The sequence below is a fragment of the Kaistia defluvii genome, from assembly GCF_026343955.1.
GTDB classification, from domain to species: Bacteria; Pseudomonadota; Alphaproteobacteria; order Rhizobiales; family Kaistiaceae; genus Kaistia; species Kaistia defluvii.
In genome coordinates, this window is record NZ_JAPKNI010000012.1 from 69,092 (window position 1) to 91,328 (window position 22,237).

Here is a 22,237-nt window from a genome sequence, read left to right on the forward strand (position 1 = left end):
GATCACGAACCGCCCAGCTTGGCACGCTCGGCGGCCAGCGTTTCGATCGCCTCGGGCAGGGAAGGTCCAGCGCAGATGGTGAGCCGGCCGGGCAGGGCGATGCGGCGCTCGGGCGGGTAGAGCTCGCGCAAGGCGGGATGCGCCAGCAGCGCGCTACCCTGGTCGGCGGCGACGGTCTGCGCGTCCGCCACGACCAGCATGTCCGGCCTGTCGGTAACGATCCGCTCCAGCGGCACGAAACCGCCTGTCTTGCCGGCAAGCTGACCGCCCATGTCGGCAAAGCCGGCAAGGCGCAGCAATTCGCCGGTCAGCGTGTTCTGCCCGGTGACATAGCCGCGGCGCTGGTAGACGGCGACGGTGGGCGGATGCGAGCCGGCCGGCACACCGGCGGTGGCCTTGGCGCGGGCGGCTTCGATGCGGGCGATCAGCGTATTGCCGCGTTCGGGGTGTCCGAGCAAGGCCGCGACGTCCCGGATCTGGGCGATCGAATCGTCGATCGATTTCACCGTGTCGAGTTCGACGACCTTGAAACCCAGCCGCTTCAGCATCGAGCGCGTCTCGCGCTTGGTGAAGCGTCCGGCGAGAACGAGGTCGGGATCGCGCTGGATCACGGTTTCGGCCGCGCCCGCGTCATGCGGAAACGCCTTGGCCTGTTCGGCGAGGTAGGAATAGGCGGGATCGGTCGCATAGAGCGAAAGCGCGGCGATCTGCGCGGGATCGGCCAGCGCCAGCAGCAACTGGTCGGCGCACGCATTGATCGAGACGATCCGCTTCGGCGCATCCACGGGCGGGGCTTCGGCCAGCGCAGGGCCGGCGAGTGCCCATGCTGCCACAATCAAACCGAACCTGTTGACCCACGCGCGCATGACGTGCGCTCCCGCTTGCAGTGACCAGGGTCCTCGTCTACCGCTTCTGGAGCGGGCGGCAAAGCCGTTCGCGGGGTCCGGGACACACACGTGACGGGCGCGACGACCAGATCGATCCAAACCGAGGTCTGCCTGATGAGTTTCTTCGAACGGCGCCGGGGGCGCGCCGCTCTCTCCCTTTTTGCCACGCTTCCTGTCCTGCTGGCCGCCCATGCGGCACGCGCGGACGATTTGGAAGAGATTGTCGTGACCGCCTATCGCGGTCCGACCGACATTTCCAAATCCGGCAGCGCGATCACCGTCATACCCGGCGACAAGATCAACAACGCCTCGCCCGGGTCGCTGGTCGATGTGCTGCGCCAGGTCCCGGGCCTGACCGTCACCCAGTCGGGTGGTCCGGGCGGCACGACCGAAGTCAGCATCCGCGGCGCCGAGGCCGGCCACACGCTGGTGCTGGTCGACGGCATAAGGGTCAACGATCCGGCAAGCGCCCGCAACAGCTTCGACTTCGCCGTGTTCTCGCCGACCGACATCGAGCGGGTCGAAATCCTGCGCGGACCCCAAAGCGCGCTCTATGGTTCGGACGCCATGGGCGGCGTCATAAACATCATCACCAGGAAGCGCACCGGCGCGCTCTCGATGACCGTCGGCGCCGAGGGAGGTAGCTACGACACCTTCGCCGGCAATGCGGCGGCGGGCGGCAGCATCGGTCCGGCCAGCTTTTCGGTCAGCGGCACGATGTTCAATACCCATGGTTTTTCGCGCGTCGGCGATCGCGACAATGGCGAGCCGGACGGCACCAAGAAGCTGGCCGGCTCCGCGCGGGCGAGCTTCGATGCCGGCGACGGCAAGAGCCTGAGCTTCGGCGTCACCGCCTACCACCAGGAATCGGATGTCGAGAAGGGCTCCAAGCCCGCCGACGACCTGCCAGGCTACGAGCGCGACCGCGATGTGCTGACGGCGTTCGGCCGCTTCGAATTCGAGGGCTTCGATGGCCGGGTCAACAACCAGTTCACGGTGTTCGGCACCCAGACCACCAGCCGCTATACCGAGCCGCTGACGACGACCTTCCGCGGCCGGGTCGGCGATTCCACCGGTGACGATTTCGGGGCCGAGTACCAGGCCACCATCGACATGGCGCGCTATGGCTCGCTGATCGTCGGCGCACGGGCCGAGCAGGAGTCGGGCTCGCAGGATACCACCACGACGTCGCTCGGCGGCGTCGCGAGCACGGTCGACAATTTCGACAATGCCCGAACCCTGCTGGCCGTCTTTGCCATGCAGCAGTTCACGCTGTTCGACAATCTCAACCTGTCGCTCGGCGGGCGCTATGACGAGGATGTCGACGGGCAGGGGTTCCTGACCGGACGCGCCACGGCCGCCTATCTGATCGACCAGACCGGCACCAAGCTGCGCGGCAGCTTCGGCAACGCGGCCAAGCGGCCGACCATGTTCCAGCTCTACGACGCGCAGTACGGCAATCCCGATCTCATCGACGAGGAGAGCTATGGCGGCGATGTCGGCATCGACCAGGAACTGTTCGACGGCCGGGTGAACGTCTCGCTCACCGGTTTCTACAACAACTTCACCAATCTGATCGAATTCCAGTCCAAGGCCCTGCCGGACTATCCGAAGTCGAGCTACTACAACATCAAGAGCGCCGAGACGTCCGGCCTCGAACTCTCGGCGGAGGCCATTCTCTGGCCGTCCGTGCTGAAGGCGACTGGTTCCTACACCTATATGCGCGCCATCAATCTCGACACCGACCTGCCGCTGTCGCGTCGGCCGCAGAATAGCGGCTCGCTGACGCTGACATACACCGGCATCGAGAATTTCGAGTTCGGCGCCACGGCGATCTTCGTGGGGGACCGCTTCAACAACGACGCCAAGACGGCGGCGGCGCTGGTTCCGCTCGAGAGCTATACCAAGATCGACCTGAGCGCGTCCTACAGGCTCAATCCCGAGACGACGCTCTACGCCCGGCTCGAGAACCTGACCAACGTCGAATACCAGGACGCCTTCGGCTACAACAATGCCGGCCGTTCGGCCTATGTCGGATTGAGATGGACACATTGACAGCACCCAGGTCGGATCTGTTGCGCAGGCCAGCGGCAAGCCGCTGGCTCGTGCCCGGCCTGGTGGCGCTCGTCTTCGTGCTGTTCCTTTTGTCGCTCGGTGTCGGGCCGGTCCTGCTGCCGCTCAGGGCGGTGGTCGATGGTCTGCTCGGCACGGGCGACGAAGCGGCTCGTCTCATCGTGCGTGAAATCCGCCTGCCGCGCGCCATCCTGTCGGTGGCGATCGGCTTCTCGCTCGGCCTTGCCGGCGCCTCGCTTCAGGGCCTGTTGCGCAATCCGCTGGCGTCGCCGTCTCTGTTCGGCGCGCCTTCCGCGGCGGCCTTCGGCGCGGTGCTGGTCATCGCCTTCGGCGTCTTCGACGCGCTCTCCGTCTTCCTGCCGATGGCGGCGATGCTGGGCGCGCTGCTTTCCGTCGGCCTGCTGCTGCTGATCGCCGGCCCTCGCGCCAGCCTGCTGGTGATCATTCTGGCCGGCCTCGCCATATCGAGCCTGGCCGGGGCGGCGACCTCGCTGGCGCTCAACCTGGCGCCAAACCCGTTCGCGGCGCTGGAGATCGCCTTCTGGCTGCTCGGTTCGCTGGAGGATCGCAGCATGCAGCACGTCTTCATCGCGCTGCCCTTCATCGTGGCGGGTTGCCTGCTGCTTTTCGTCGACGGCCGCGCCTTCCGCGCCCTGACGCTCGGCGAGGATGCGGCGGCGAGCCTCGGCATCCAGCTCAACCGCGTGCGGCTGCGCGTCGTGCTCGGCGTGGCGCTGGCGGTCGGCGGCGGCGTCGCCGTCGCCGGCACGATCGGCTTCGTCGGCCTGGTGGCCCCGCATCTGGTGCGTCCCTTCGTGCGCCATGATCCGGCGAGGCTGATGTGGCCCGCGGCGCTCGCCGGCGCGGCGCTGCTGACGGCGGCGGACATCCTGGTGCGCATCATCCCGGCCCAGAACGAGATCAAGGTCGGCGTCGTCACGGCGCTGATCGGCGCACCGCTTTTCATCGGGCTCGTATTCCGCCATCGGCGCGGGCTGACCGGCGAGGTGGCCTGATGGCAGCGCTTCTCAGGGCGGAAGGCGTCGGCGCCACGCTCGGCCGCCGCCACATCCTTGGCGGCGTCGATCTCGCCCTCACGGCGGGCGAGTTCGTGGTCGTCATCGGCCCCAACGGCGCCGGCAAGACCACGCTGGTGCGACGGCTGGCCGGACTGCTCGATGGCGAAGGCGCGATCTATCTCGGCGACCAGAAGGCCGAGGCAGTGTCGCCACGGCTGCGGGCGCGGAAGATCGGCTATCTGCCGCAAGGGCATGTGTTTCACTGGCCGCTGTCCGTTGCCGATGTCGTGGCGCTCGGGCGTATCCCGCATGCGACCGGCGCGAGAGACCTCGGCGTCGAGGATCGCGCGGCCGTCCTTGCGGCGCTGGAGGCGACTGGCACGCTGGAATTCGCGGATCGGTCGGTCACGACGCTATCGGGTGGCGAACGTGCTCGGGTGGCCCTGGCGCGCGTGCTGGCGGGCGAACCGCAGATCATTCTCGCCGACGAGCCGGTTGCGGCGCTGGATGCCCGCTACCAGTTCGTCGTGCTCGACCTGCTGCGCGCACGGGCGCGGGCCGGGGCGGCCGTGATGGCGGTGTTGCACGATCTCTCGCTGGCCGCGCGGTATGCCGATCGGCTGGTGATGATGGATGGTGGGCGTATCGGGGCGGAAGGGCTGCCGGAAGCTGTGCTGACCCGCGAAAACCTCGCCAGCACCTTCGGCATCCGGGCCAGGATCGACACGGTCGAAGGCCAACTCGTCGTGACGCCACAGGCGGCACTGTAGATTATCGCAGATTTTCCGGCCCGCGAGGGAACCGTTCGGGATGCAGCGCGTTGTGGCGCTGGCGTTCCTCGCATTCTCTCCTACCCGGTACCCAATCCACCATGAATAGAAATACGCTTTATCTCCTCGTCGGAGCCTTGATCGTCGTCGTCATCGGTCTCGGCGTCTATGTGTACAACGAGCAGACCAAGCCGAAGGGCGTCGAGATCCAGGTCGACAAATCCGGCATCTCCATCCAGGAAAACTAAGTCTTTGGCCGAGAGGCCAAGGACCTGACATCCAAGGATCTGCCAATGCCGCGTTCGGACACGCCGGGCGCGGCAGCGGCATCTAGATGGTGGGCTCGGTATCCTTGACCAACGAGCAACCGGCGATTTTCCACGTGCCATCCGGTTGCTTCTCGAAACGATAGAGCGCCACCCAGTTCCGTCCGTCCGGGCCGGTGACATAGACCTTCTGCACCAGGCCGATCGGGCTGTCGGTCACCTTGCCATAGGCGAGGCTCTGCGGTCGGTAGATCGGCGGGTATGCCTGCTTCACCATGCCGATGAAGATGTCGGGCGACGGGAACATCTTCCGGATGCCCGGCGCCGCCAGGTCATAGGCGGCGGCGCCGTCATCGCGCTGGAAGGCGGCCAGCTGGTCCTGAACAAGCTGCTTCAAAAGGCTCTGCTCGGACGAGGTCGGCTCGGCGGCGACGGCTGCGGTCGACAGCAGCGAGGTCGCCATCAGGAAGACGATCGCGAAGGCTATGCGGGTCATGTTGAGGCTCTCCGGCGCTTCGGCAAGGTCGCAACGATCCTTCCGTTGAACTAGCTACGCAGGACGCGTCGGCAAGGTTTCGAGGCAGTGACTCTTTCCGTCTTGTCGCGTGCCGCGTCGGGGCGATTGCGGGGAGGGGACCGGACCTGATATCCCGTCCCTCACGCAACGCACTGCCGGAGGCCCCGATGCGAGCCCTTTTCGTCCAGATCAAGTGCCATCTCGGCCGTGCCTATGAAGTGGCGAATGCCATCGCCGATGCGGAGATCGCCTCGGAGATCTACTCGACCGCCGGCGAGTTCGACCTGCTGGTCAAGTTCTACCTTCCCGATGACGCCGATCCCGGCCATTTCGTCACCGAATCGGTGCAGCGCTTCGACGGCATTCGCGACACGCGCACGATCATGACATTCCGGGCGTTCTAGAGGCGGTTCCGCGAGGCCGGCACGCCGGGCCCCCGCCGATTGAACACGGGTTCGCGCCGTTTCCATTCTGCCACCCGTCCGAATTTTCCCGCAGACACGCGTTTCCGCGCTTGCAACTTGGGCGGGAGGCCATCCATCGTTAGCCATTTCGGCGATCTGCTGCGTCGGTCCGGTTTCGAATGCCATCGCGCAGGACGCGGCATTGAAGTCATCGGACCGCGACGTGTCTCAGGAGACGATTGTGACTGCATCCGATACCTCCGCTCCCGCTGCTCCCGAAAATGCGACCAAGCACCCGGGATTGCGGCGGATCCTGCTCCTTGCCGGGCCGGTGGTCGCCATCCTCGTCGGCCTCTGGCTCTACCTGAGCGGCGGACAATATGTGACCGAGGACGACGCCTATGTCGGGGCGGCCAATGTCACCATCACCCCGCAGGTTTCGGGTCAGGTCATCCGGGTCGCCGTCGCCACCAACCAGATGGTGCAGCAGGATCAACTCCTGTTCGAAATCGACCCGGAGCCGTTCCAGATCGCGCTCGACAGGGCCAACGCCAATCTGGCCGAGGCCAGCGAAAAGCTGCAGGGACTTCTCCTCACCTATAATCAGGACCAGGCGAGCGTTGCGCAGTCGAAGGCCGACGTGACCTTCGCGCAGCAGGAGTTCGATCGGGTCGCCGCCCTGGTGAAGGAGAAGGTCGAGACCCAGGCCGAGCTTGACCAGGCGCAGCGCACCCTGCGCGTCGCGCAGCAGGCCCAGCGCGCCGCCGAATCCGGGGCCGCCGCGACGCTGGCGGAGTTCGGCGGCAGCGTCGACAAGCCGATCGAGCAGCATGCCGCCTATCTCGCGGCCAAGGCGGAGGTGGAACTGGCGGCGCGAAATGTACGGCTGACCAAGGTTCTGGCGCCCTTTGCCGGCACCGTGACCCAGGTCGAGAACATCCAGCCGGGCAGCTTCCTGACGATCGGCCAGGCGGCCTTCTCCCTGATTGGCCTGCAGAGCTGGATTGACGCCAACATCAAGGAAACCGATCTCACCCACATCAAGGTCGGCGATCCCGCGACGGTCACCCTCGATTCCTATCCCGATCAGGTGCTGAAGGCCGAGGTACAGAGCATCACGCCGGCCAGCGGCTCGGTCTTTGCGCTGCTGCCGGCGCAGAATGCCTCGGGCAACTGGGTCAAGGTCGTGCAGCGCATGCCCGTCCGGCTCAAGATCACCACGGAAGACCCGGGCGTAGTGCTGCGCGACGGCGCCAGCGCCACTGTATCCATCGACACCGGCTATCACCGCTCGCTCGCGACGCTCTGGCGGGACCTCCTGGGAATGGTGGGGATCGACTGATGTCGGACATCGCCGCGACGCCGGTGACGGGTTCGAAGCGCGCCGCCGTCACGGTCTGCGTGATGGTGGCGACCCTGATGCAGGCGCTCGATTCCACCATCGCCAATGTCGCGCTGCCCTATATGCAGGGCAGTCTTGCCGCGACGAGCACGCAGATCAACTGGGTGCTGACCTCCTATATCGTCGCCGCCGCGATCCTGACGCCGGCGACCGGCTGGCTGGAGGCACGCTTCGGCCGCCGCCAACTGTTCATCGTGTGCGTCGCCGGCTTTGTCGTCGCTTCCATGCTCTGCGGCACCGCGACAAGCATCGAGCAGATGGTTCTCTATCGCATGATCCAGGGCGGGTTCGGCGCTCCGGTCGTGCCCCTGTCGCAGGCGGTCCTGCTGGACAGCTATCCCCTGCGCATGCGCGGGCAGGCCATGGCGATCTTCGGCCTCGGCGTCATGCTGGGGCCGATCCTCGGCCCGACGCTGGGCGGATGGCTGACGCAGTACTACGACTGGCGATGGGTGTTCTACGTCAATGTTCCGCTTGGCATCATGACGCTGCTGCTCGCCTTCGGCTTCCTGGAAGGCAAGCTCGGTTCCGTGGCGGCCAGGCTCGACTGGTTTGGCTTCGCGACGCTCGGCATCGCGATCGCGGCGCTGCAGCTGTTCCTGGATCGCGGCGAACAGCTGAACTGGTTCCAGTCGACGGAGATCCAGATCGAGTTCGCGCTCATGCTGCTCGGTTTCTATCTGTTCGTCGTCCATACCCTGACGAGTTCGCGGCCCTTCCTGGACGGGCGGCTGTTCCGCGACCGGAACTTCGTCATGGGGCAGGTGATGATCTTCATCGTCGGCGCCGTCCTGCTGGCGACGCTGTCGTTGCTGGCTCCCTATCTCGAGCGCCTGATGGGCTATCCCGTCCTCACGGCGGGCCTCGTTCTCGCACCGCGCGGCATCGGCACCATGGTAGCGATGGTTCTCGTCGGGCGGCTCATGTCGCTTGTCGACACCCGCTATCTCCTGCTTGTCGGCCTGCTGCTGACGGCGGTCGCGCTGCACCAGATGAGTCAGTTCACACCCGATATTTCGCAGGGCACGATCATCTGGACCGGGCTGATCCAGGGCTTCGGTCTCGGCTTCGTCTTCGTGCCGCTGAGCACCGTCACCTTCGCGACGCTGGCGGCGGATCTCCGCACCCAGGGCACCGGCTTCTACAGCCTCACGCGCAATGTCGGCTCCAGCGTCGGCATCTCGGTGACGACATTCCTGCTGACCCGCAACGCGGCCACCGTTCATGCCGGGCTTTCCGGCGACGTCTCGCCCTACAGCCGGGCCGTGCAGCAATTGGGGCCTGTGCTTCGGCTGGATACGCCGGCGGGACGGGCAACGGTCAACGACCTGATCAATGTCCAGGCGGAGACGATCGCCTATGCGGATAATTTCCGGCTGATGATGATCGTCACCCTTCTGGCGATGCCCCTGGTGCTCCTGCTGCGGAATACCAAGCCGCTCGAGGCTGGCAGGGCGGAACAGGCCGTGGAAGCGTAACCCCCGCGGGCGTGGCGGTTCGAGGCCGCGGGGCCTGTGCAAATCGACCCCGGCTGCTTATGGAGGGAGGAGATCCATTCTTTTGCCCGTTTCCATGGCGACCCTGTCGTCGGGCATGTCCTAGCAGCGAGACGACATCATGAAGAAACTGAGCCTGATCGCATCCGCGCTTGTTCTGGCGCTGCCGGCCGCCGGCCACGCGCAGAACAAGGCGGTCGCCCCGCCGGTCATGGTTAGCGCCGGCAAATGCGACAAGCTGGTCGTCGCCGGCAAGGACGCCACCAAGCAGTGCAAGAACGAGGTCGCCAGCGTACCGCTTCCCGGCGGCACGGTGATGTTCATCTTCACCCAGGGCAAGACGCTGATCGGCTTCACGGGCGATGCCACCAAGCTGGCCGGCGACAAGAAGACCGGCATCGCCGGCGTGCCGGTCGTCGACGTCAACATCCGCTCGGGCAAGGAGCCGAAGATCGTCGCGGCCAAGGAGGGCCTCTGCAAGTTCAGCGATCCCTATTCGGGCAAGCCGGCCATCGTCAGCTGCACGGCAACCACCGCCGAGGGCACCTTCACCGGCTCGTTCAAGTCGAACGGCAAGCCGCCCAAGGCGCAGTAGCCGCTATCCGCGCGGCGCGAACAGGATGATGGCGGCGCCAGCCAGGCAAAGGGCGGCGCCCGCCAGATCCCAGCGATCCGGCCGGGCGCCTTCCACGATCCAGAGCCACAGGATCGACAGCGCGATGTAGATGCCGCCATAGGCGGCGTAGGCTCGCCCGGCGGCGGCGCTGTCGACCAGCGTCAGCAGATAGGCGAAGAGCGCCAGCGACAGCATCCCCGGCGCCAGCCAGGCGATGGACCGGCCGAGCCTGAGCCAGGCCCAGAAGGCGAAGCAGCCGGCAATTTCGGCCAGGCCGGCGGCGACATAGATCAGGATTGTCATTCGACTGGCCAGCGCGCATCGCCGGATCCGGAGGTCGGATGCATCGGCTGCCGCTCGCACTCGTCGCGACAAGGCGCAACCGCCTTGGGTGGCCGATGGGAAATTATCAGGGGAGTGGTGAGCCCGTCGGGATTCGAACCCGAGACCCCATGATTAAAAGTCACGTGCTCTACCAGCTGAGCTACGGGCTCATCGAGGTTGGGCCTCGAATTGGGGCGGAACCTAGTCGCCACGACCGGGCGGGTCAATAGTCCCCGGATGACAGCAGGTTGAACGGTCCACCGATTTTATCGAGGTTCGGGCGACGCGCTGCGAATTCGCCCGCGATTGCCTGATCCGAATGGGTTATGAACGCGCCATATTGTTCCACTAGGATGCTCCCATGCTCGGATTAATGGGAAAAGCGAAGGCGTCAACATGCGCATAGCGATGATCGGTTCTGGTTATGTCGGGCTCGTCTCCGGCGCGTGTCTGGCTGATTTTGGCCATGACGTGACGTGCATCGACAAGGATGCCCGCAAGATCGAGGCGCTGAAGCAGAATCAGATCCCGATCTACGAGCCGGGTTTGGAGGCTCTGGTCGCCTCGAACGTCCGGGCCGGGCGGCTCTCCTTCACCACCGAATTTGAAGGCCCGGTCGGCGACGCCGACGTCGTCTTCATCGCCGTCGGCACGCCGTCGCGGCGCGGCGACGGGCATGCCGACCTTTCCTATGTCTATGCCGCGGCGCGCGAGATCGCGATGGCCGCGAAGGGTTTCACCGTCGTCGTCACGAAGTCGACGGTTCCCGTCGGTACCGGCGACGAGGTGGAACGCGTCATCCGCGAGGCCAATCCGGACGCCGATGTTGCCGTGGTGTCCAATCCCGAATTCCTGCGCGAAGGCGCCGCCATCGCCGATTTCAAGCGGCCGGACCGCATCGTCGTGGGCCTCGAGGGTGAGCGCGGCAAGGATGTCATGTCCGAGGTCTACCGGCCGCTCTATCTGAACCAGGCGCCGATCCTGTTCACCTCGCGCCGGTCGTCGGAGCTGATCAAATACGCGGCCAACGCCTTCCTTGCGATGAAGATCACTTTCATCAACGAGATGGCGGATCTGTGCGAGAGCGTCGGCGCCGACGTCCAGGCGGTTTCGCGCGGCATCGGGCTCGACAATCGCATCGGTTCGAAATTCCTGCATGCCGGCCCCGGCTATGGCGGCTCGTGTTTCCCCAAGGATACGCTTGCCCTCGTCAAGACGGCGCAGGACCAGGGCACGCCGCTGCGGCTCATCGAGACCACGGTGTCGATCAACGACCAGCGCAAGCGCGCCATGGCGCGCAAGGTCATCCAGGCGTCAGGCGGCGAGATCCGTGGCAAGAAGGTCGCCATCCTCGGCCTGACCTTCAAGCCGAACACCGACGACATGCGCGAGGCGCCGTCGCTTTCGATCATCCAGGCGCTGCAGGATGCCGGCGCGCTTGTGTCCGCCTTCGATCCGGAGGGCATGGAGCCAGCGCGGCAGATTCTCGGCGACGTCGACTATGCCGCCGATGCCTATGACGCGGCGCAGGACGCCGACGTCCTCGTCATCGTGACCGAGTGGGACATCTTCCGCGCGCTCGACCTGAAGCGCCTCAAGGCGACGATGCGGACGCCGCTGATGGTCGATCTGCGCAATATCTACCGGCGCGACGATGTCGTTCGCGAGGGATTCCGTTATGTCAGCGTCGGTCGTCCGGGCGATGATGCCGCGTTCCAGCTGGATGTCGCCGCCGAATAATGGAGACTGCCAGAATTAGCTAGCGCGCTTTCCTGACGTAGTGGCATGATCCCGCGGGGATTCCGTAAAGGATCACGCGGGGAAAGCATGTTGGGACGTATGGGAAAGCTCGCCGCCGGAATGATTGTGGCGAGCCTGGGACTTGTTTTGTCTGGCTGTTCGGAGGAAGCGCCGACTCCACCGCCACCGCGCATGGTGCGCACCATCGTCGTCGAGGAGAAGCCGCTCGTTCTCTCTGCCGAGGGCGCCGGCACGATCCAGGCCCGTTACGTCAACAATATCGGCTTCCTGGTCAGCGGCCGTGTGCTGACGCGCAATGTCGATGTCGGCGCATCGGTCAAGAAGGGCGATCTGCTCGCGAGCCTCGATCCCGTCGACTACAACTCCCGGCTGACCGCGGCTCAGTCCCAGGTGACTTCGGCGCAGGCTGCGCTCGACCAGGCCGCCGGCGAGGAGAGCCGCTTCAAGCAACTGCTGGCCAATGGCTTCACCCCGCAGGCCCGCTACGACCAGGCCCTGAAGGACCTGCAGACCGCGCAGGCCGGCGTCGTCGGCGCCAAGGCCAATCTCAAGCTCGCCCAGGACCAGCTTGGCTATACCAAGCTGCATGCTCCCACCGAGGGCGTCGTGACCCAGACGGGCGCGAATGTCGGGCAGGTGGTGCAGGCGGGCGAGATGGTCGTCCAACTGTCGAGCTTCAATGATCGTGACGGCGTCTTTTCGATCTCGGTCATCTATATAGCCGCTGCCAAGGTCGGCATGCCGGTCAAGGTGTGGATGCAGGCGAAGCCCAACGTTTCGGTGCAGGGCGTCGTTCGCGAAATCTCGCCGAATGCCGACCCGGTTACCGGAACCTACACGGTCAAGGTGACCCTGACGGATCCGCCGGCCGACATGTTCATCGGAGCGGTCGTCGTGGGCGAAGTCAGCACGGCAGGTCGCGAGGTCGTGACCGTCCCTTCAAGCGCCATTCTCCAGACCGGCGACACCCCCCAGGTCTGGCTCGTCTCGGCCGATGACACCGTCAAGAGAGTTCCGGTCAAGGTGGACCGCTTCAACACCGACACGGTGACGATCTCCTCCGGCATTGCCAAGGGCGATCGCATCGTTACCGCCGGCGTCAACGCTCTGAACGACGGCCAGAAAGTCACGGTCGAGAAGGCTGACGCACAATGATGGGAGGGCTCAATCTCTCCGAATGGGCGATCAACCACAAGACGCTCGTCACTTTCTTCATGGCGCTCTGCGTCGTTGCCGGCGTGCACTCCTACATGACGCTGGGTCGCGAGGAAGATCCCCAGTTCGCCGTCCAGACCATGCTGGTTCAGGTCAACTGGCCGGGCGCGAGTACCGCGGATACCATCTCGGAAATCACCGAGCGGCTTGAGAAGAAGCTGCGCGAGACGCCCAATATCGACTACATCAACAGCTACACGACGCCAGGGCAGGCGCTGCTCTACGTCAATTTGCTACAATCGACTCCGCCGGAGCAGATTCCGTTCATCTGGTATGAGGTGCGCAAGAAGGTTGCAGACATCGAATACCAGCTGCCCCAGGGCTATCAGGGGCCGTTCTTCAACGACGAGTTCGGCGATGTCTACGGCGTCATTTACGGCCTTACCTATGACGGCTTCACGATGCGGCAGACGCGTGATTTCGCCGAGCGGGCCAAGGTCGCCTTCCAGAACGGCCTCGACGTCGCCAAGGTGACGATGTTCGGCCAGCAGGACCAGACCTTCTATCTGTCCTTCTCGCCGCAGAAGCTGGCGGCGCTCGGGCTCAACCTCAACGACGTTCTGAGTTCGATCGCAGACCAGAACGCGCTCGTTCCCTCCGGCGTGGTCAACACGCCCGGCGAGAACATCCTCGTCAATGTCACCGGCGGATTCCTGACGAAGGAAAACCTCGAATCCGTCAACCTGTTCGTCAACAACCGCTTCTTTCGCCTGACCGATATCGCCACCGTGGAAGAGGGCTATGTCGACCCGCCGACCAAGATGTTCCGGGTCAATGGCAAGCCGGCGATTGGTCTCGGCATCTCGATGAAGGCCGGCGGCAACAATCTCGATTTCGGCAAGGGGCTGGCCCAGATCGCAGCCGGGCTGGAGCAGGAATTCCCGATCGGCATCGACGTGGTGCTGGTTTCGGATCAGCCGCAGGTCGTGAAGGAGGCGATTGCCGGCTTCACCGACGCGCTGCTCGAGGCACTGATCATCGTGCTGGCGGTAAGCTTCCTCAGCCTCGGCCTGCGCGCCGGGCTGGTAGTGGCGCTGTCGATCCCGCTGGTCCTCTCGATCGTCTTCCTCGGCATGAAGGTCGGCGGCATCAGCCTGCAGCGGATCTCGCTGGGTGCGTTGATCATCGCCCTCGGCCTGCTCGTCGATGATGCGATGATCACGGTCGAGATGATGGTCTCGAAGATCGAGGAGGGCTACGAGAAGGCCAAGGCCGCCACCTTTGCCTATGTCACCACGGCATTTCCGATGCTGACCGGCACGCTGGTGACGATCTTCGGCTTCTTCCCCATCGGCTTTGCCGACAGCAATACCGGCCAATACTGCTTCTCGCTGTTTGCCGTGATCGCGATTGCGCTTGTTTCGTCCTGGTTCGTCGCCGTGGTTTTCTCGCCGGTCATCGGCGTTGCCGTGCTGCCGAGCAAGATCGTTTCGAAGCATAAGGAGGGCGCGCGCGAATACGGGAGGATCACGACCGCCTACAAGCACCTGCTGCTCTTCTGCATGCGGATGCGCTATCTGACGATCGCCGTGACGCTGGGGCTCTTCGTGCTGGCTATCTTCGGGCAGAAATTCGTCCAGCGGCAGTTCTTCCCGTCCTCCGATCGCCCGGAACTGCTCGTCACCGTCAATCTGCCGGCCGCCGCCTCGATCTTCGCGACGGAACAGGTCGTGGACAAGATCCAGTCGCTGATCGACGGCGATCCCGATATCGAGCGCTATTCCAACTATATCGGCGGCGGCGCGATCCGCTTCTACCTGCCGCTGGCGGTGCTCAGCGACAATTCCTTCGTCGGCCAGTTCGTCATCGTCACCAAGGGGATCGAGGAACGGATTCGCGTCAAGGCGAAGCTGCAGGCGGCGCTTCCCGGTGCCGTTCTCGATGCGACGACCTTTGTCCAGGACCTCGAACTGGGGCCGCCCGTGGGCTGGCCGATCCAGTATCGGGTCACTGGACGCACGCCGGACGAGGCGCGCAAATACGCCGATCAACTTGTGACGGCGATGGTCGATTCCGGCTTTGCGCGCGACGTGAATTTCGATTGGCGCGACAAGAACAAGACGCTGAAGATCGTCGTCAACCAGGACATGGCGCGACGGGTGGGCCTCAGCTCCAAGGTCCTGTCACAGGCCCTGCAGGCCGTGTTGACCGGCACGACGATCACGCAGATGCGCGACTCGATCTATCTCATCAATCTGGTGGCGCGTGCCGATTCGAACACGCGCGCTTCGCTGGATGGGGTTCGCGATCTGCAGATCAGCCTGCCCAACGGCCAGTCCGTGCCGCTGCGTGAAGTCGCCACGATCGACTACGTTCTGGACGAAGGCTATGTCGGCATGCGGGACGGCATGCCGACCATGACGGTGCAGGCCAACATGGCGCCCGGCCTCCAGGCCGCGACCGTGTACCAGCGGCTGCGGCCGACGGTGGAGAAGATCCGCGCGACCTTGCCGCCCGGCGGCCTGCTCGTCGAGGGCGGCACCGTCGAGAAGAGCGCCCAGAGCAACGCGGCCCTGATCGCACAGGTGCCGCTGATGGTCGGGCTGATGCTGATCGTCCTGATGGTCCAGTTGCAAAGCGTCTCGCGCCTGCTTCTGGTGATCAGCGTCGCGCCGCTCGGCCTGATCGGCGTCGTCGCCGCCTTGCTCTTCACCAACACGCCGATGGGCTTCGTCGCAACGCTCGGCATCATAGCGCTGGCCGGCATGATCATCCGCAATTCGGTGATCCTCGTCGACCAGATCGAGCACACCCGTCGGGATGGCGAAGACGCGTGGGAGGCGGTGATCGAAGCCGCCCAGCACCGTTTCCGGCCCATCATGCTGACGGCATCGGCCGCGATCCTCGGCATGATCCCGATCATGCGCGACGTGTTCTGGGGCCCGATGGCCTATGCCATCGTCGGCGGCCTTGCCGGGGCGACGCTGCTGACGCTCCTGTTCCTTCCGGCCCTCTATGTCACGAGCTTCCGCATCCGGGAGAGCAGGAGCGCCGAGGCCGGCCCCCGGGATTCGGGAGGAGCGGTGGCGCCGGCCCATTGAGGATAGATCGCGGTCCGGCGCCAGGCCTCGGCCCTTGATGAAGGGCCGAGGCCGATGGATAAGGAACGATCGCAATCAGCCGGTATGGATGACATGGACGTTCTCGAACTTCTGGGCGCGCTGCATAACGCCCTGCAACCCGGCGCCTCGGTGGAGGATACGGAAAGCTGGATGCAGGCGTTCCGTGTTATCCGCGGCGAGATGGAAGCCGATCCAAAGACCGACAAGTACGACCTCGAGACGCTCGACGTGCTGGCCGGCAAGCTGAAGACGCTTGTCGGCGAGTTGGAGGCCGGCGTCGCCGAGCCGGATTTCAAGCCCGCCCGTACCTGGGTGGCAGCGCTCGGTGCCGCCGTGCATCGTCGCCGCTCCTGATCCGGCAAGGCATCGGCCCTCGATGGACGGAACTCGCGCTATGTCTAAACATTGGACAAAGGTTGAGTTGCGTTCCCGCATGCCTTCACTAACTTGGATTTCATGAGCACCGCCCGCATCCTTTCCTACAACGTCCATGCCTGCGTCGGGACGGACAAGAAATTGTCGCCCGAGCGCATCGCGCGCGTCATCCAAGGCTGCAATCCCGATATCGTCGCGTTGCAGGAGATCGACGTCGGCCGCGCCCGCAGTGGCCGGATCGACCAGGCGCAGGTCCTGGCCGAACTGTTGGGGATGGAGGCGCATTTTCATCCCTCCACCCGCATCGGTCCCGACGAGCACTATGGCGACGCGATCCTGACGCGGCTGCCCTATTCGATGAAGCGTATGGGCATGCTTCCCGGCTTTCATGATCGCATCAAGGTCGAGCCGCGCGGCGCCCTCTGGGCCTCGGTACATGTCGGCGGCGTCGACGTTCAGGTGGTCAACACGCATCTCGGCGTCTGGCCGCACGAGCAGATGCTCCAGCTTTCGGCCCTGCTGGGCCCGGAATGGCTCGGCCATCCTGAATGCCGCGAACCCGTGGTCTTTCTGGGGGATTTCAATGCCCCTCCAGGGCTGTCTCCCTATCGCCGGCTGGCGGCCGAATTCGTCGACGTGCAGAAGGTCTGGGGCGAACGCAAGGCGAAGCCCACCTTTCCAGGCCGGCTGCCGACGCTGCGCATCGACCATGTCTGGCTTCGGGGGCGCGCGGCCGTTCAGAACGTCGAAGTGGTGCGCACGCCACTGGCGCGGGTCGCCTCGGATCATCTTCCGCTGGTTGTCGACCTCGACTTTTCGGCTCATCGCCTCGCGAGCGCGCCGGAAGTGATCACTGGCGCCGCCTGAGGCGCGATTCGCGTTCCCGCCAGTCCGTTTCGATTCCGCAGGCGGTGTCCGGATTCAGCGCTTGCTTCCGGTGCGCGCCAGATCGTTGCGACGAGGTTTGTCGGACCGCTTGCCGTTCTGGATATGCAGGCAGCAGAGATCCGCAATCAGATCGTCGTAGCGCGAAATCTCGGAGCGGTTCATCCGAGACAGCATCATCGCGCCTGCGGCAAAATTAGAGCCGAATTTCCACGTGCGCGCGCTCAGGGATGATTTCAGATTCGAGTCGGCCATAGAATTCCTCCACGGCTTGCTACGCTCTGACACAACGATTGCGGTGGAGCGCCGGTTCCCATGTCACACAGGGAATGGCGTCATCTTAGACCAGAATAGGCAGGCGTGGAATCAGTTGTTAATAATTGGTTAATAAATTTGATCGTCGCGACGGACGCGGTGCGGACCTAGGGCAGGCGCAGGATGCGGCAGCGATCGCCGATGTCTGCCGCTTCTGCGAAGGGCGGGCGCACGATCAGGCAGAGCGCCTGGGCGAAGGTGGAAAGCATCGAGCTGTCCTGGCGCGGCAGCGGCGTCGCAATGTGGCGGCCGTCCGGCAGATCGACGAGGCTGGCGCGGATGTAGTCCTGCCGCCTGTCGTTGGCGCGAACCGGCGCGCCCAACTCGGCGAGTTCGGTCTCGTCGGCGATCGCAAGCCCAAGCAGGCTTTGGATCAGCGGTTTCAGGAACAAGAGGCCGCACACGAGGCTGGAGACCGGATTGCCCGGCAGGCCGAGCACCCGCATCGGCCCCAGCCGGCCGAACATCAGCGGCTTGCCGGGCCGCATGGCGATCTTCCAGAAATCGAGGTCCATTCCCCGGTCCACCAGAACCTCGCGGACAAAGTCATGCTCGCCGACCGACGCGCCTCCGAGCGTGACGAGAATGTCGGCGCCGCTCGCGGAGGCGCGGTCGATCGCGGCGGCGAGTTGCACCCGGTCGTCAGGAATGATGCCGAGATCGATCGCCGTGCCGCCGATGATTTCCACGAGCGCGGCAATGCCGAAGCTGTTGGAGGCGGTGATCTGGTTCGGGCCGAGTTCCGATCCTGGCGGCACCAGTTCGTCGCCGGTGGCGAGGATGGCGACGCGTGGACGGGTCCGTACCGGAACCTCACCATGGTTGAGCGCGGCGGCAAGCGAAAGCTGGCGCATGCCAAGCCGCATCCCGGCCGTCAGCAGGACGTCGCCTTCGCGGAAATCCAGCCCCCTGGCGCGGATGTGCTGCTGCGGGCGGACGATCTCGGTCGCGCGGATGCGACCATCCGCTTCGACGACGGCATCCTCCTGCAGCAGGATGGCGTCCGCGCCATCGGGCACCGGCGCGCCGGTGAAGATGCGCACCGTCTGGTTGGGGCCCACTGTTCCGGCAAAGGCGTGGCCCGCGGGCGCGGCGCCGATCGGCGTCAGCCAGGCGGGGAGGGTGGCGACGTCGGCGGCGCGCACGGCGTAGCCATCCATCGCCGATACGTCAAAGGGCGGCTGGGTGCGCCGGGCGGCCAGTGGCCCGGCGAGAACACGGTTCAGCGCCATGCCAAGCGGCACGGTCTCGGCCGGTGTCGGCGTGACGTCCTGCGTGACGCGGGCGATCGCATCCTCGACGGGAAGAAGATCCCCCGCCATCAGCCGGCCCTTCCATCTGCGGCGTGCCAATTGCCCGAGCGGCCGCCGGTCTTCTCGATCAGGCGGATCTGGCCGATCGTCATGCCGCGATCGACCGCCTTGGCCATGTCGTAGATCGTGAGGCAGGCGACGGAGACGGCTGTCAGCGCTTCCATCTCGACGCCGGTGCGCTCGGCGACCTTGGTGGTGGCGCGAATCCGCAGCCCGGGAAGCTGGTCGTCGAAGTCGATCTCGATCGTCACCTTGGAAAGCATGATCGGATGACAGAGCGGGATCAGTTCATGCGTCTTCTTCGCAGCCATGATGCCGGCGATGCGCGCCGTGGCGATCACATCGCCCTTGGCCGCCGTGCCGGAGCGGATCAGTTCGAGGGTGGCAGCCTGCATGGTTACGACGCCTTCGGCGACGGCCGTCCGCTCGGTGATCGCCTTGGCGGAGACATCGACCATGTGCGCCGCGCCGGTCTCGTCCAGATGGGTGAGGCGAGGGGGCATCAACCAAGCTCCTTGCGCATGAACAGGCGATTTTCGAGGGGCAGGCCCGAGAGTTCCTCGCCAGCCTGCAACAGAAAGAAAGCCGGTGTCCAATCGTCGACCAGGACCTCGGCGAAGCCGCGCCGCTCGTAGAACGGCCGGTTCCACGGCACGTCGCGGAAGGTGGCGAGCGTCAGGCAGGGCAGGCCACGCCGCCTCGCCTCCTGCTCGGCCGCTGCCAGCAAAGCGCTGCCAACTCCCTGGCCGCCATAAGCGGAGGCGACGGAGAGTTCGTAGAGGTGAAGTGCCTGGTCGAGCTGCCCGGCCAGCAGGAAGCCGATCGGCGCATCATCGGCCTCGGCCGCGCAGAGCACGATGCCATGCGCGAAGACCGATCGCAGGAAGGATGCGCTCGTGGTGTCGCTGTCGGCCACGGCGTCGAGCCCGACGGTTCGAAAGCGCTGGGCCGCGTCGCGTTCTATGACGCGAAGCGACGGGCATTCGTCCGGATGGGCCGGACGGATCGAGAAAGACATGCGCAGAACGATCCATTCATCCCGGTGGCAAACGAACTGGCCTCTCCTCAGGGAGAGACGGAGGCCGGCATGATCAGGCCGATACGCGGCCAAGCAGACGCGCGGTCGCTGCCGCAACGTCGTCCTGGCGCATCAGGCTCTCGCCGACGAGATAGGTACCGATCCGCGCCCGGCGCATCCGCGCGACGTCGTCCGGCGTGAAGATCCCGCTCTCGCCGACCAGGATGCGGTCCTCCGGCACCAGCGGCGCCAGGCGCTCGGAGGTTTCGAGGGACACCTCGAAGGTGCGCAGATTGCGGTTGTTGATGCCGATCATCGGCGACGCCAGCTTGAGCGCGCGCTCCAGTTCCGGCTCGTCATGCACCTCGATCAGCACATCCATGCCGAGGTCGATCGCGGTGTCTTCCAGCGACTTGGCGACGTCGTCGGAGACACCGGCCATGATGATCAGGATGCAGTCGGCGCCCCAGGCGCGCGCTTCATGGACCTGATAATCCTCGTAGAGAAAATCCTTGCGCAGCGCCGGCAGGTCGACCGCCTCGCGGGCGGCGACCAGATAGTCCGGCGAACCCTGGAAATAGGGGGTGTCGGTCAGGACCGATAGGCATGCCGCGCCGCCGGCCTTGTAGGCGTGCGCCAGCGACGGCGGGTCGAAGTCTGGACGGATCAGGCCCTTGGAGGGGCTTGCCTTCTTGATCTCGGCGATCAGCGCCGGCTCGTCGGCGGCGAGCTTGCGGCGGATGGCGTCGACGAAGCCGCGCGCCGGCGGTTGGTCCTTGGCGCGGGCGACGATCTCGGCCATTGGCACGGCCGCCCTGGCGGCGGCGATCTCCTCGCGCTTGGTCGCTTCGATCTTCTTCAGGATATCGGTCATTGGCTCATCCGTTGGTGATCGCGACCAGGCGATCGAGGCGTTCGTGGGCGCGGCCCTCGTCGATCGAGGCAGCGGCAAGCACGACGCCCTCGGCGAGCGAGCTGGCGCGGCCGGCGACGATCAGCGCGGCGCCGGCGTTCATCAGTACGGTGTCGCGATAGGCGCCGCGCTCGCCTTCGAGCAAAGCGCGCAGGGCGGCGGCGTTGTAATCGGCATCGCCGCCGCGGATCGCCTCGACCGGCGACAGGGCAAGACCGACAGAGCCCGGATCGACGGTGAAGGTCTCGACCTTGCCGTCGCGCAGCGATGCGACCTTGGTCTGGCCCGCCGTCGTGATTTCGTCGACGCCGCCGGCGCCATGCACGATCCAGGCGCTTTCCGATCCGAGCGCCGCCAGCACATGCGCGATCGGCTCGACCCATTCTTCCGAGAAGACGCCGACCAGCTGGCGCTTGACGCCGCCGGGATTGGAGAGCGGCCCGAGAAGGTTGAAGATCGTCCGGGTGCCGAGCTCGACGCGAGCCGGGCCGACATGCTTCATCGCCGAATGATGCATCGGCGCGAACATGAAGCCGATGCCCGCCTCGCGGATCGCGCGGCCGATCGCCTCCGGCGAAATGTCGACATTGACGCCGAGCGCCGTCAACACGTCGGCGGCGCCGGATTTCGACGAGACGGCGCGGTTGCCATGCTTGGCGACCGGCACCCCCGCGCCCGCCACGACAAATGCCGAGGCGGTCGAGATATTGTAGGTGTGCGCGCCGTCGCCGCCGGTGCCGACAATGTCGATGGCATCGGCGGGCGCTTCGACCGGCACCATCTTCGATCGCATGGTCGAGACCGCGCCGGCGATCTCGTCCACGGTCTCGCCGCGCACGCGCAGCGCCATCAGGAAGCCGCCGATCTGGGCCGGCGTGGCCGAGCCCGACATGATCACGTCGAACGCCGCTTCCGCTTCGGCGCGATCCAGCGATTTGCCGGCGGAGACCTTGGCGATATGGGATTTCAGGTCACTCATGCTGGGATCCGCCTCACGCGACCGACCGGGGAATACGGTTCTTCGCGTTCCATTCGGCGGCCATATCGAGGAAGTTCTTCAGCATCAGATGCCCATGTTCCGAGGCGATGCTCTCGGGATGGAACTGCACGCCGTGCATCGGCAGGGTCTTGTGCATGGCGCCCATGACGACGCCGTCTTCCGATTCCGCCGTGATCTCAAGCACCGCCGGCATGGTTTCGCGCTTCACCGTCAGCGAGTGATAGCGCGTCGCCTTGAACGGGCCGTTGATGCCGCGGAACACGCTCTGGCCGGTATGGGTGATGGTCGAGATCTTGCCGTGCATCTGGCTCGGTGCGCGGATGACGTCGCCGCCCATCGCCTGGCCGATGGCCTGGTGGCCGAGGCAGACGCCGAAGATCGGGATGGTATCGCCGACGCGCTCGATCAGATCCAGGCAGATGCCCGCCTCGTTCGGCGTGCAGGGGCCGGGCGAGAGCACGATCCCCTCGGGATCGAGGGCGATCACTTCCTCGACCGTGATCTTGTCGTTGCGCTTGATGATCAGCTTGGCGCCAAGCTCCCCCAGATAATGGACGAGGTTGTAGGTGAAGCTGTCGTAATTATCGATGACGAGAAAGGCCATGA

Annotated in this window: 23 protein-coding genes and 1 tRNA gene; 13 read left to right on the forward strand and 11 right to left on the reverse strand. The window is 65.3% G+C overall.

The window, feature by feature from the left end; all coding sequences use genetic code 11:
* Window positions 1-2: 2 nt before the first annotated feature.
* Window positions 3-833 carry an ABC transporter substrate-binding protein gene (locus OSH10_RS21690; protein WP_266334636.1) on the reverse strand — a complete coding sequence of 277 codons (831 nt, stop codon included), beginning with the start codon at window positions 831-833 and terminating at the stop codon, window positions 3-5.
* A gap of 279 nt (window positions 834-1,112) precedes the next feature.
* Here OSH10_RS21690 and OSH10_RS21695 point away from each other — a divergent pair, with 279 nt between their 5' ends.
* The 4 genes from OSH10_RS21695 to OSH10_RS21710 all read left to right on the forward strand — a co-directional run bounded on the left by OSH10_RS21695 (window position 1,113) and on the right by OSH10_RS21710 (window position 4,997).
* On the forward strand, window positions 1,113-2,942 hold the full coding sequence (locus OSH10_RS21695) for a TonB-dependent receptor plug domain-containing protein (RefSeq protein ID WP_266334638.1): 1,830 nt from the start codon (window positions 1,113-1,115) through the stop codon (window positions 2,940-2,942).
* A complete protein-coding gene (locus OSH10_RS21700; RefSeq protein WP_266334640.1) occupies window positions 2,930-3,976 on the forward strand; it encodes a FecCD family ABC transporter permease in 1,047 nt (348 codons plus the stop codon). Before OSH10_RS21695 ends, OSH10_RS21700 begins: the two co-directional genes overlap by 13 nt.
* Entirely contained in the window at window positions 3,976-4,749 is a 774-nt protein-coding gene (locus OSH10_RS21705; protein ID WP_266334642.1) for an ABC transporter ATP-binding protein, read from the forward strand. Before OSH10_RS21700 ends, OSH10_RS21705 begins: the two co-directional genes overlap by 1 nt.
* Before the next feature lie 101 nt (window positions 4,750-4,850).
* On the forward strand, window positions 4,851-4,997 hold the full coding sequence (locus OSH10_RS21710) for a hypothetical protein (protein WP_266334644.1): 147 nt from the start codon (window positions 4,851-4,853) through the stop codon (window positions 4,995-4,997).
* An 82-nt stretch (window positions 4,998-5,079) separates the two neighbouring features.
* On the opposite strand, the gene OSH10_RS21715 is transcribed toward OSH10_RS21710, so the two are convergent.
* Window positions 5,080-5,511: a DUF4864 domain-containing protein gene (locus OSH10_RS21715; protein WP_266334646.1), complete on the reverse strand. Its 432-nt coding sequence runs from the start codon at window positions 5,509-5,511 to the stop codon at window positions 5,080-5,082.
* 188 nt (window positions 5,512-5,699) lie between these two features.
* On the opposite strand from OSH10_RS21715, the gene OSH10_RS21720 reads away from it, so the two are divergent.
* From OSH10_RS21720 to OSH10_RS21735, 4 genes are all read left to right on the forward strand, one after another.
* Complete coding sequence (locus OSH10_RS21720; RefSeq protein ID WP_018184528.1) at window positions 5,700-5,936, forward strand: Lrp/AsnC ligand binding domain-containing protein; 237 nt, start codon at window positions 5,700-5,702, stop codon at window positions 5,934-5,936.
* A 241-nt stretch (window positions 5,937-6,177) separates the two neighbouring features.
* A complete protein-coding gene (locus OSH10_RS21725; RefSeq protein WP_266334650.1) occupies window positions 6,178-7,278 on the forward strand; it encodes an HlyD family secretion protein in 1,101 nt (366 codons plus the stop codon).
* The gene (locus OSH10_RS21730; RefSeq protein ID WP_266334652.1) at window positions 7,278-8,816 is read left to right on the forward strand and encodes a DHA2 family efflux MFS transporter permease subunit; all 1,539 of its coding nucleotides are present in this window, start codon (window positions 7,278-7,280) and stop codon (window positions 8,814-8,816) included. Before OSH10_RS21725 ends, OSH10_RS21730 begins: the two co-directional genes overlap by 1 nt.
* A 139-nt stretch (window positions 8,817-8,955) precedes the next feature.
* Entirely contained in the window at window positions 8,956-9,429 is a 474-nt protein-coding gene (locus tag OSH10_RS21735) for a hypothetical protein (RefSeq protein WP_266334654.1), read from the forward strand.
* Window positions 9,430-9,432: 3 nt separating this feature from the next.
* On the opposite strand, the gene OSH10_RS21740 is transcribed toward OSH10_RS21735, so the two are convergent.
* Complete coding sequence (locus OSH10_RS21740) at window positions 9,433-9,753, reverse strand: YnfA family protein (RefSeq protein ID WP_266334656.1); 321 nt, start codon at window positions 9,751-9,753, stop codon at window positions 9,433-9,435.
* A gap of 115 nt (window positions 9,754-9,868) precedes the next feature.
* Window positions 9,869-9,944 (reverse strand) — tRNA-Lys (locus OSH10_RS21745).
* Between the two features lie 226 nt (window positions 9,945-10,170).
* On the opposite strand from OSH10_RS21745, the gene OSH10_RS21750 reads away from it, so the two are divergent.
* From OSH10_RS21750 to OSH10_RS21770, 5 genes are all read left to right on the forward strand, one after another.
* On the forward strand, window positions 10,171-11,514 hold the full coding sequence (locus OSH10_RS21750) for a UDP-glucose dehydrogenase family protein (protein WP_266334658.1): 1,344 nt from the start codon (window positions 10,171-10,173) through the stop codon (window positions 11,512-11,514).
* Window positions 11,515-11,634: 120 nt separating this feature from the next.
* On the forward strand, window positions 11,635-12,690 hold the full coding sequence (locus tag OSH10_RS21755; protein WP_266334660.1) for an efflux RND transporter periplasmic adaptor subunit: 1,056 nt from the start codon (window positions 11,635-11,637) through the stop codon (window positions 12,688-12,690).
* Window positions 12,690-15,791 carry an efflux RND transporter permease subunit gene (locus OSH10_RS21760; protein WP_407660747.1) on the forward strand — a complete coding sequence of 1,034 codons (3,102 nt, stop codon included), beginning with the start codon at window positions 12,690-12,692 and terminating at the stop codon, window positions 15,789-15,791. The genes OSH10_RS21755 and OSH10_RS21760 overlap by 1 nt, the downstream gene beginning before the upstream one ends.
* Before the next feature lie 93 nt (window positions 15,792-15,884).
* The gene (locus OSH10_RS21765; protein ID WP_266334664.1) at window positions 15,885-16,166 is read left to right on the forward strand and encodes a hypothetical protein; all 282 of its coding nucleotides are present in this window, start codon (window positions 15,885-15,887) and stop codon (window positions 16,164-16,166) included.
* Between the two features lie 102 nt (window positions 16,167-16,268).
* Window positions 16,269-17,054, forward strand: a complete 786-nt coding sequence (locus OSH10_RS21770; protein ID WP_266334666.1) for an endonuclease/exonuclease/phosphatase family protein — start codon at window positions 16,269-16,271, stop codon at window positions 17,052-17,054.
* Window positions 17,055-17,108: 54 nt separating this feature from the next.
* Here the strand turns inward: OSH10_RS21770 and OSH10_RS21775 are convergent, their stop codons facing one another.
* The 7 genes from OSH10_RS21775 to OSH10_RS21805 form a co-directional block, all read right to left on the reverse strand.
* Entirely contained in the window at window positions 17,109-17,327 is a 219-nt protein-coding gene (locus tag OSH10_RS21775; protein WP_266334668.1) for a hypothetical protein, read from the reverse strand.
* A 167-nt stretch (window positions 17,328-17,494) separates the two neighbouring features.
* Complete coding sequence (locus OSH10_RS21780; protein ID WP_266334670.1) at window positions 17,495-18,709, reverse strand: molybdopterin molybdotransferase MoeA; 1,215 nt, start codon at window positions 18,707-18,709, stop codon at window positions 17,495-17,497.
* Window positions 18,709-19,203 carry a cyclic pyranopterin monophosphate synthase MoaC gene (moaC, locus tag OSH10_RS21785; protein WP_266334672.1) on the reverse strand — a complete coding sequence of 165 codons (495 nt, stop codon included), beginning with the start codon at window positions 19,201-19,203 and terminating at the stop codon, window positions 18,709-18,711. Before moaC ends, OSH10_RS21780 begins: the two co-directional genes overlap by 1 nt.
* Window positions 19,203-19,718: a GNAT family N-acetyltransferase gene (locus OSH10_RS21790; protein ID WP_266334674.1), complete on the reverse strand. Its 516-nt coding sequence runs from the start codon at window positions 19,716-19,718 to the stop codon at window positions 19,203-19,205. The genes moaC and OSH10_RS21790 overlap by 1 nt, the downstream gene beginning before the upstream one ends.
* A 73-nt stretch (window positions 19,719-19,791) precedes the next feature.
* A complete protein-coding gene (gene trpC, locus OSH10_RS21795) occupies window positions 19,792-20,592 on the reverse strand; it encodes an indole-3-glycerol phosphate synthase TrpC (protein ID WP_266334676.1) in 801 nt (266 codons plus the stop codon).
* Between the two features lie 4 nt (window positions 20,593-20,596).
* Window positions 20,597-21,610 carry an anthranilate phosphoribosyltransferase gene (trpD, locus tag OSH10_RS21800; protein WP_266334678.1) on the reverse strand — a complete coding sequence of 338 codons (1,014 nt, stop codon included), beginning with the start codon at window positions 21,608-21,610 and terminating at the stop codon, window positions 20,597-20,599.
* A gap of 13 nt (window positions 21,611-21,623) precedes the next feature.
* A complete protein-coding gene (locus tag OSH10_RS21805) occupies window positions 21,624-22,235 on the reverse strand; it encodes an anthranilate synthase component II (protein ID WP_266334680.1) in 612 nt (203 codons plus the stop codon).
* Window positions 22,236-22,237 lie beyond the last annotated feature (2 nt).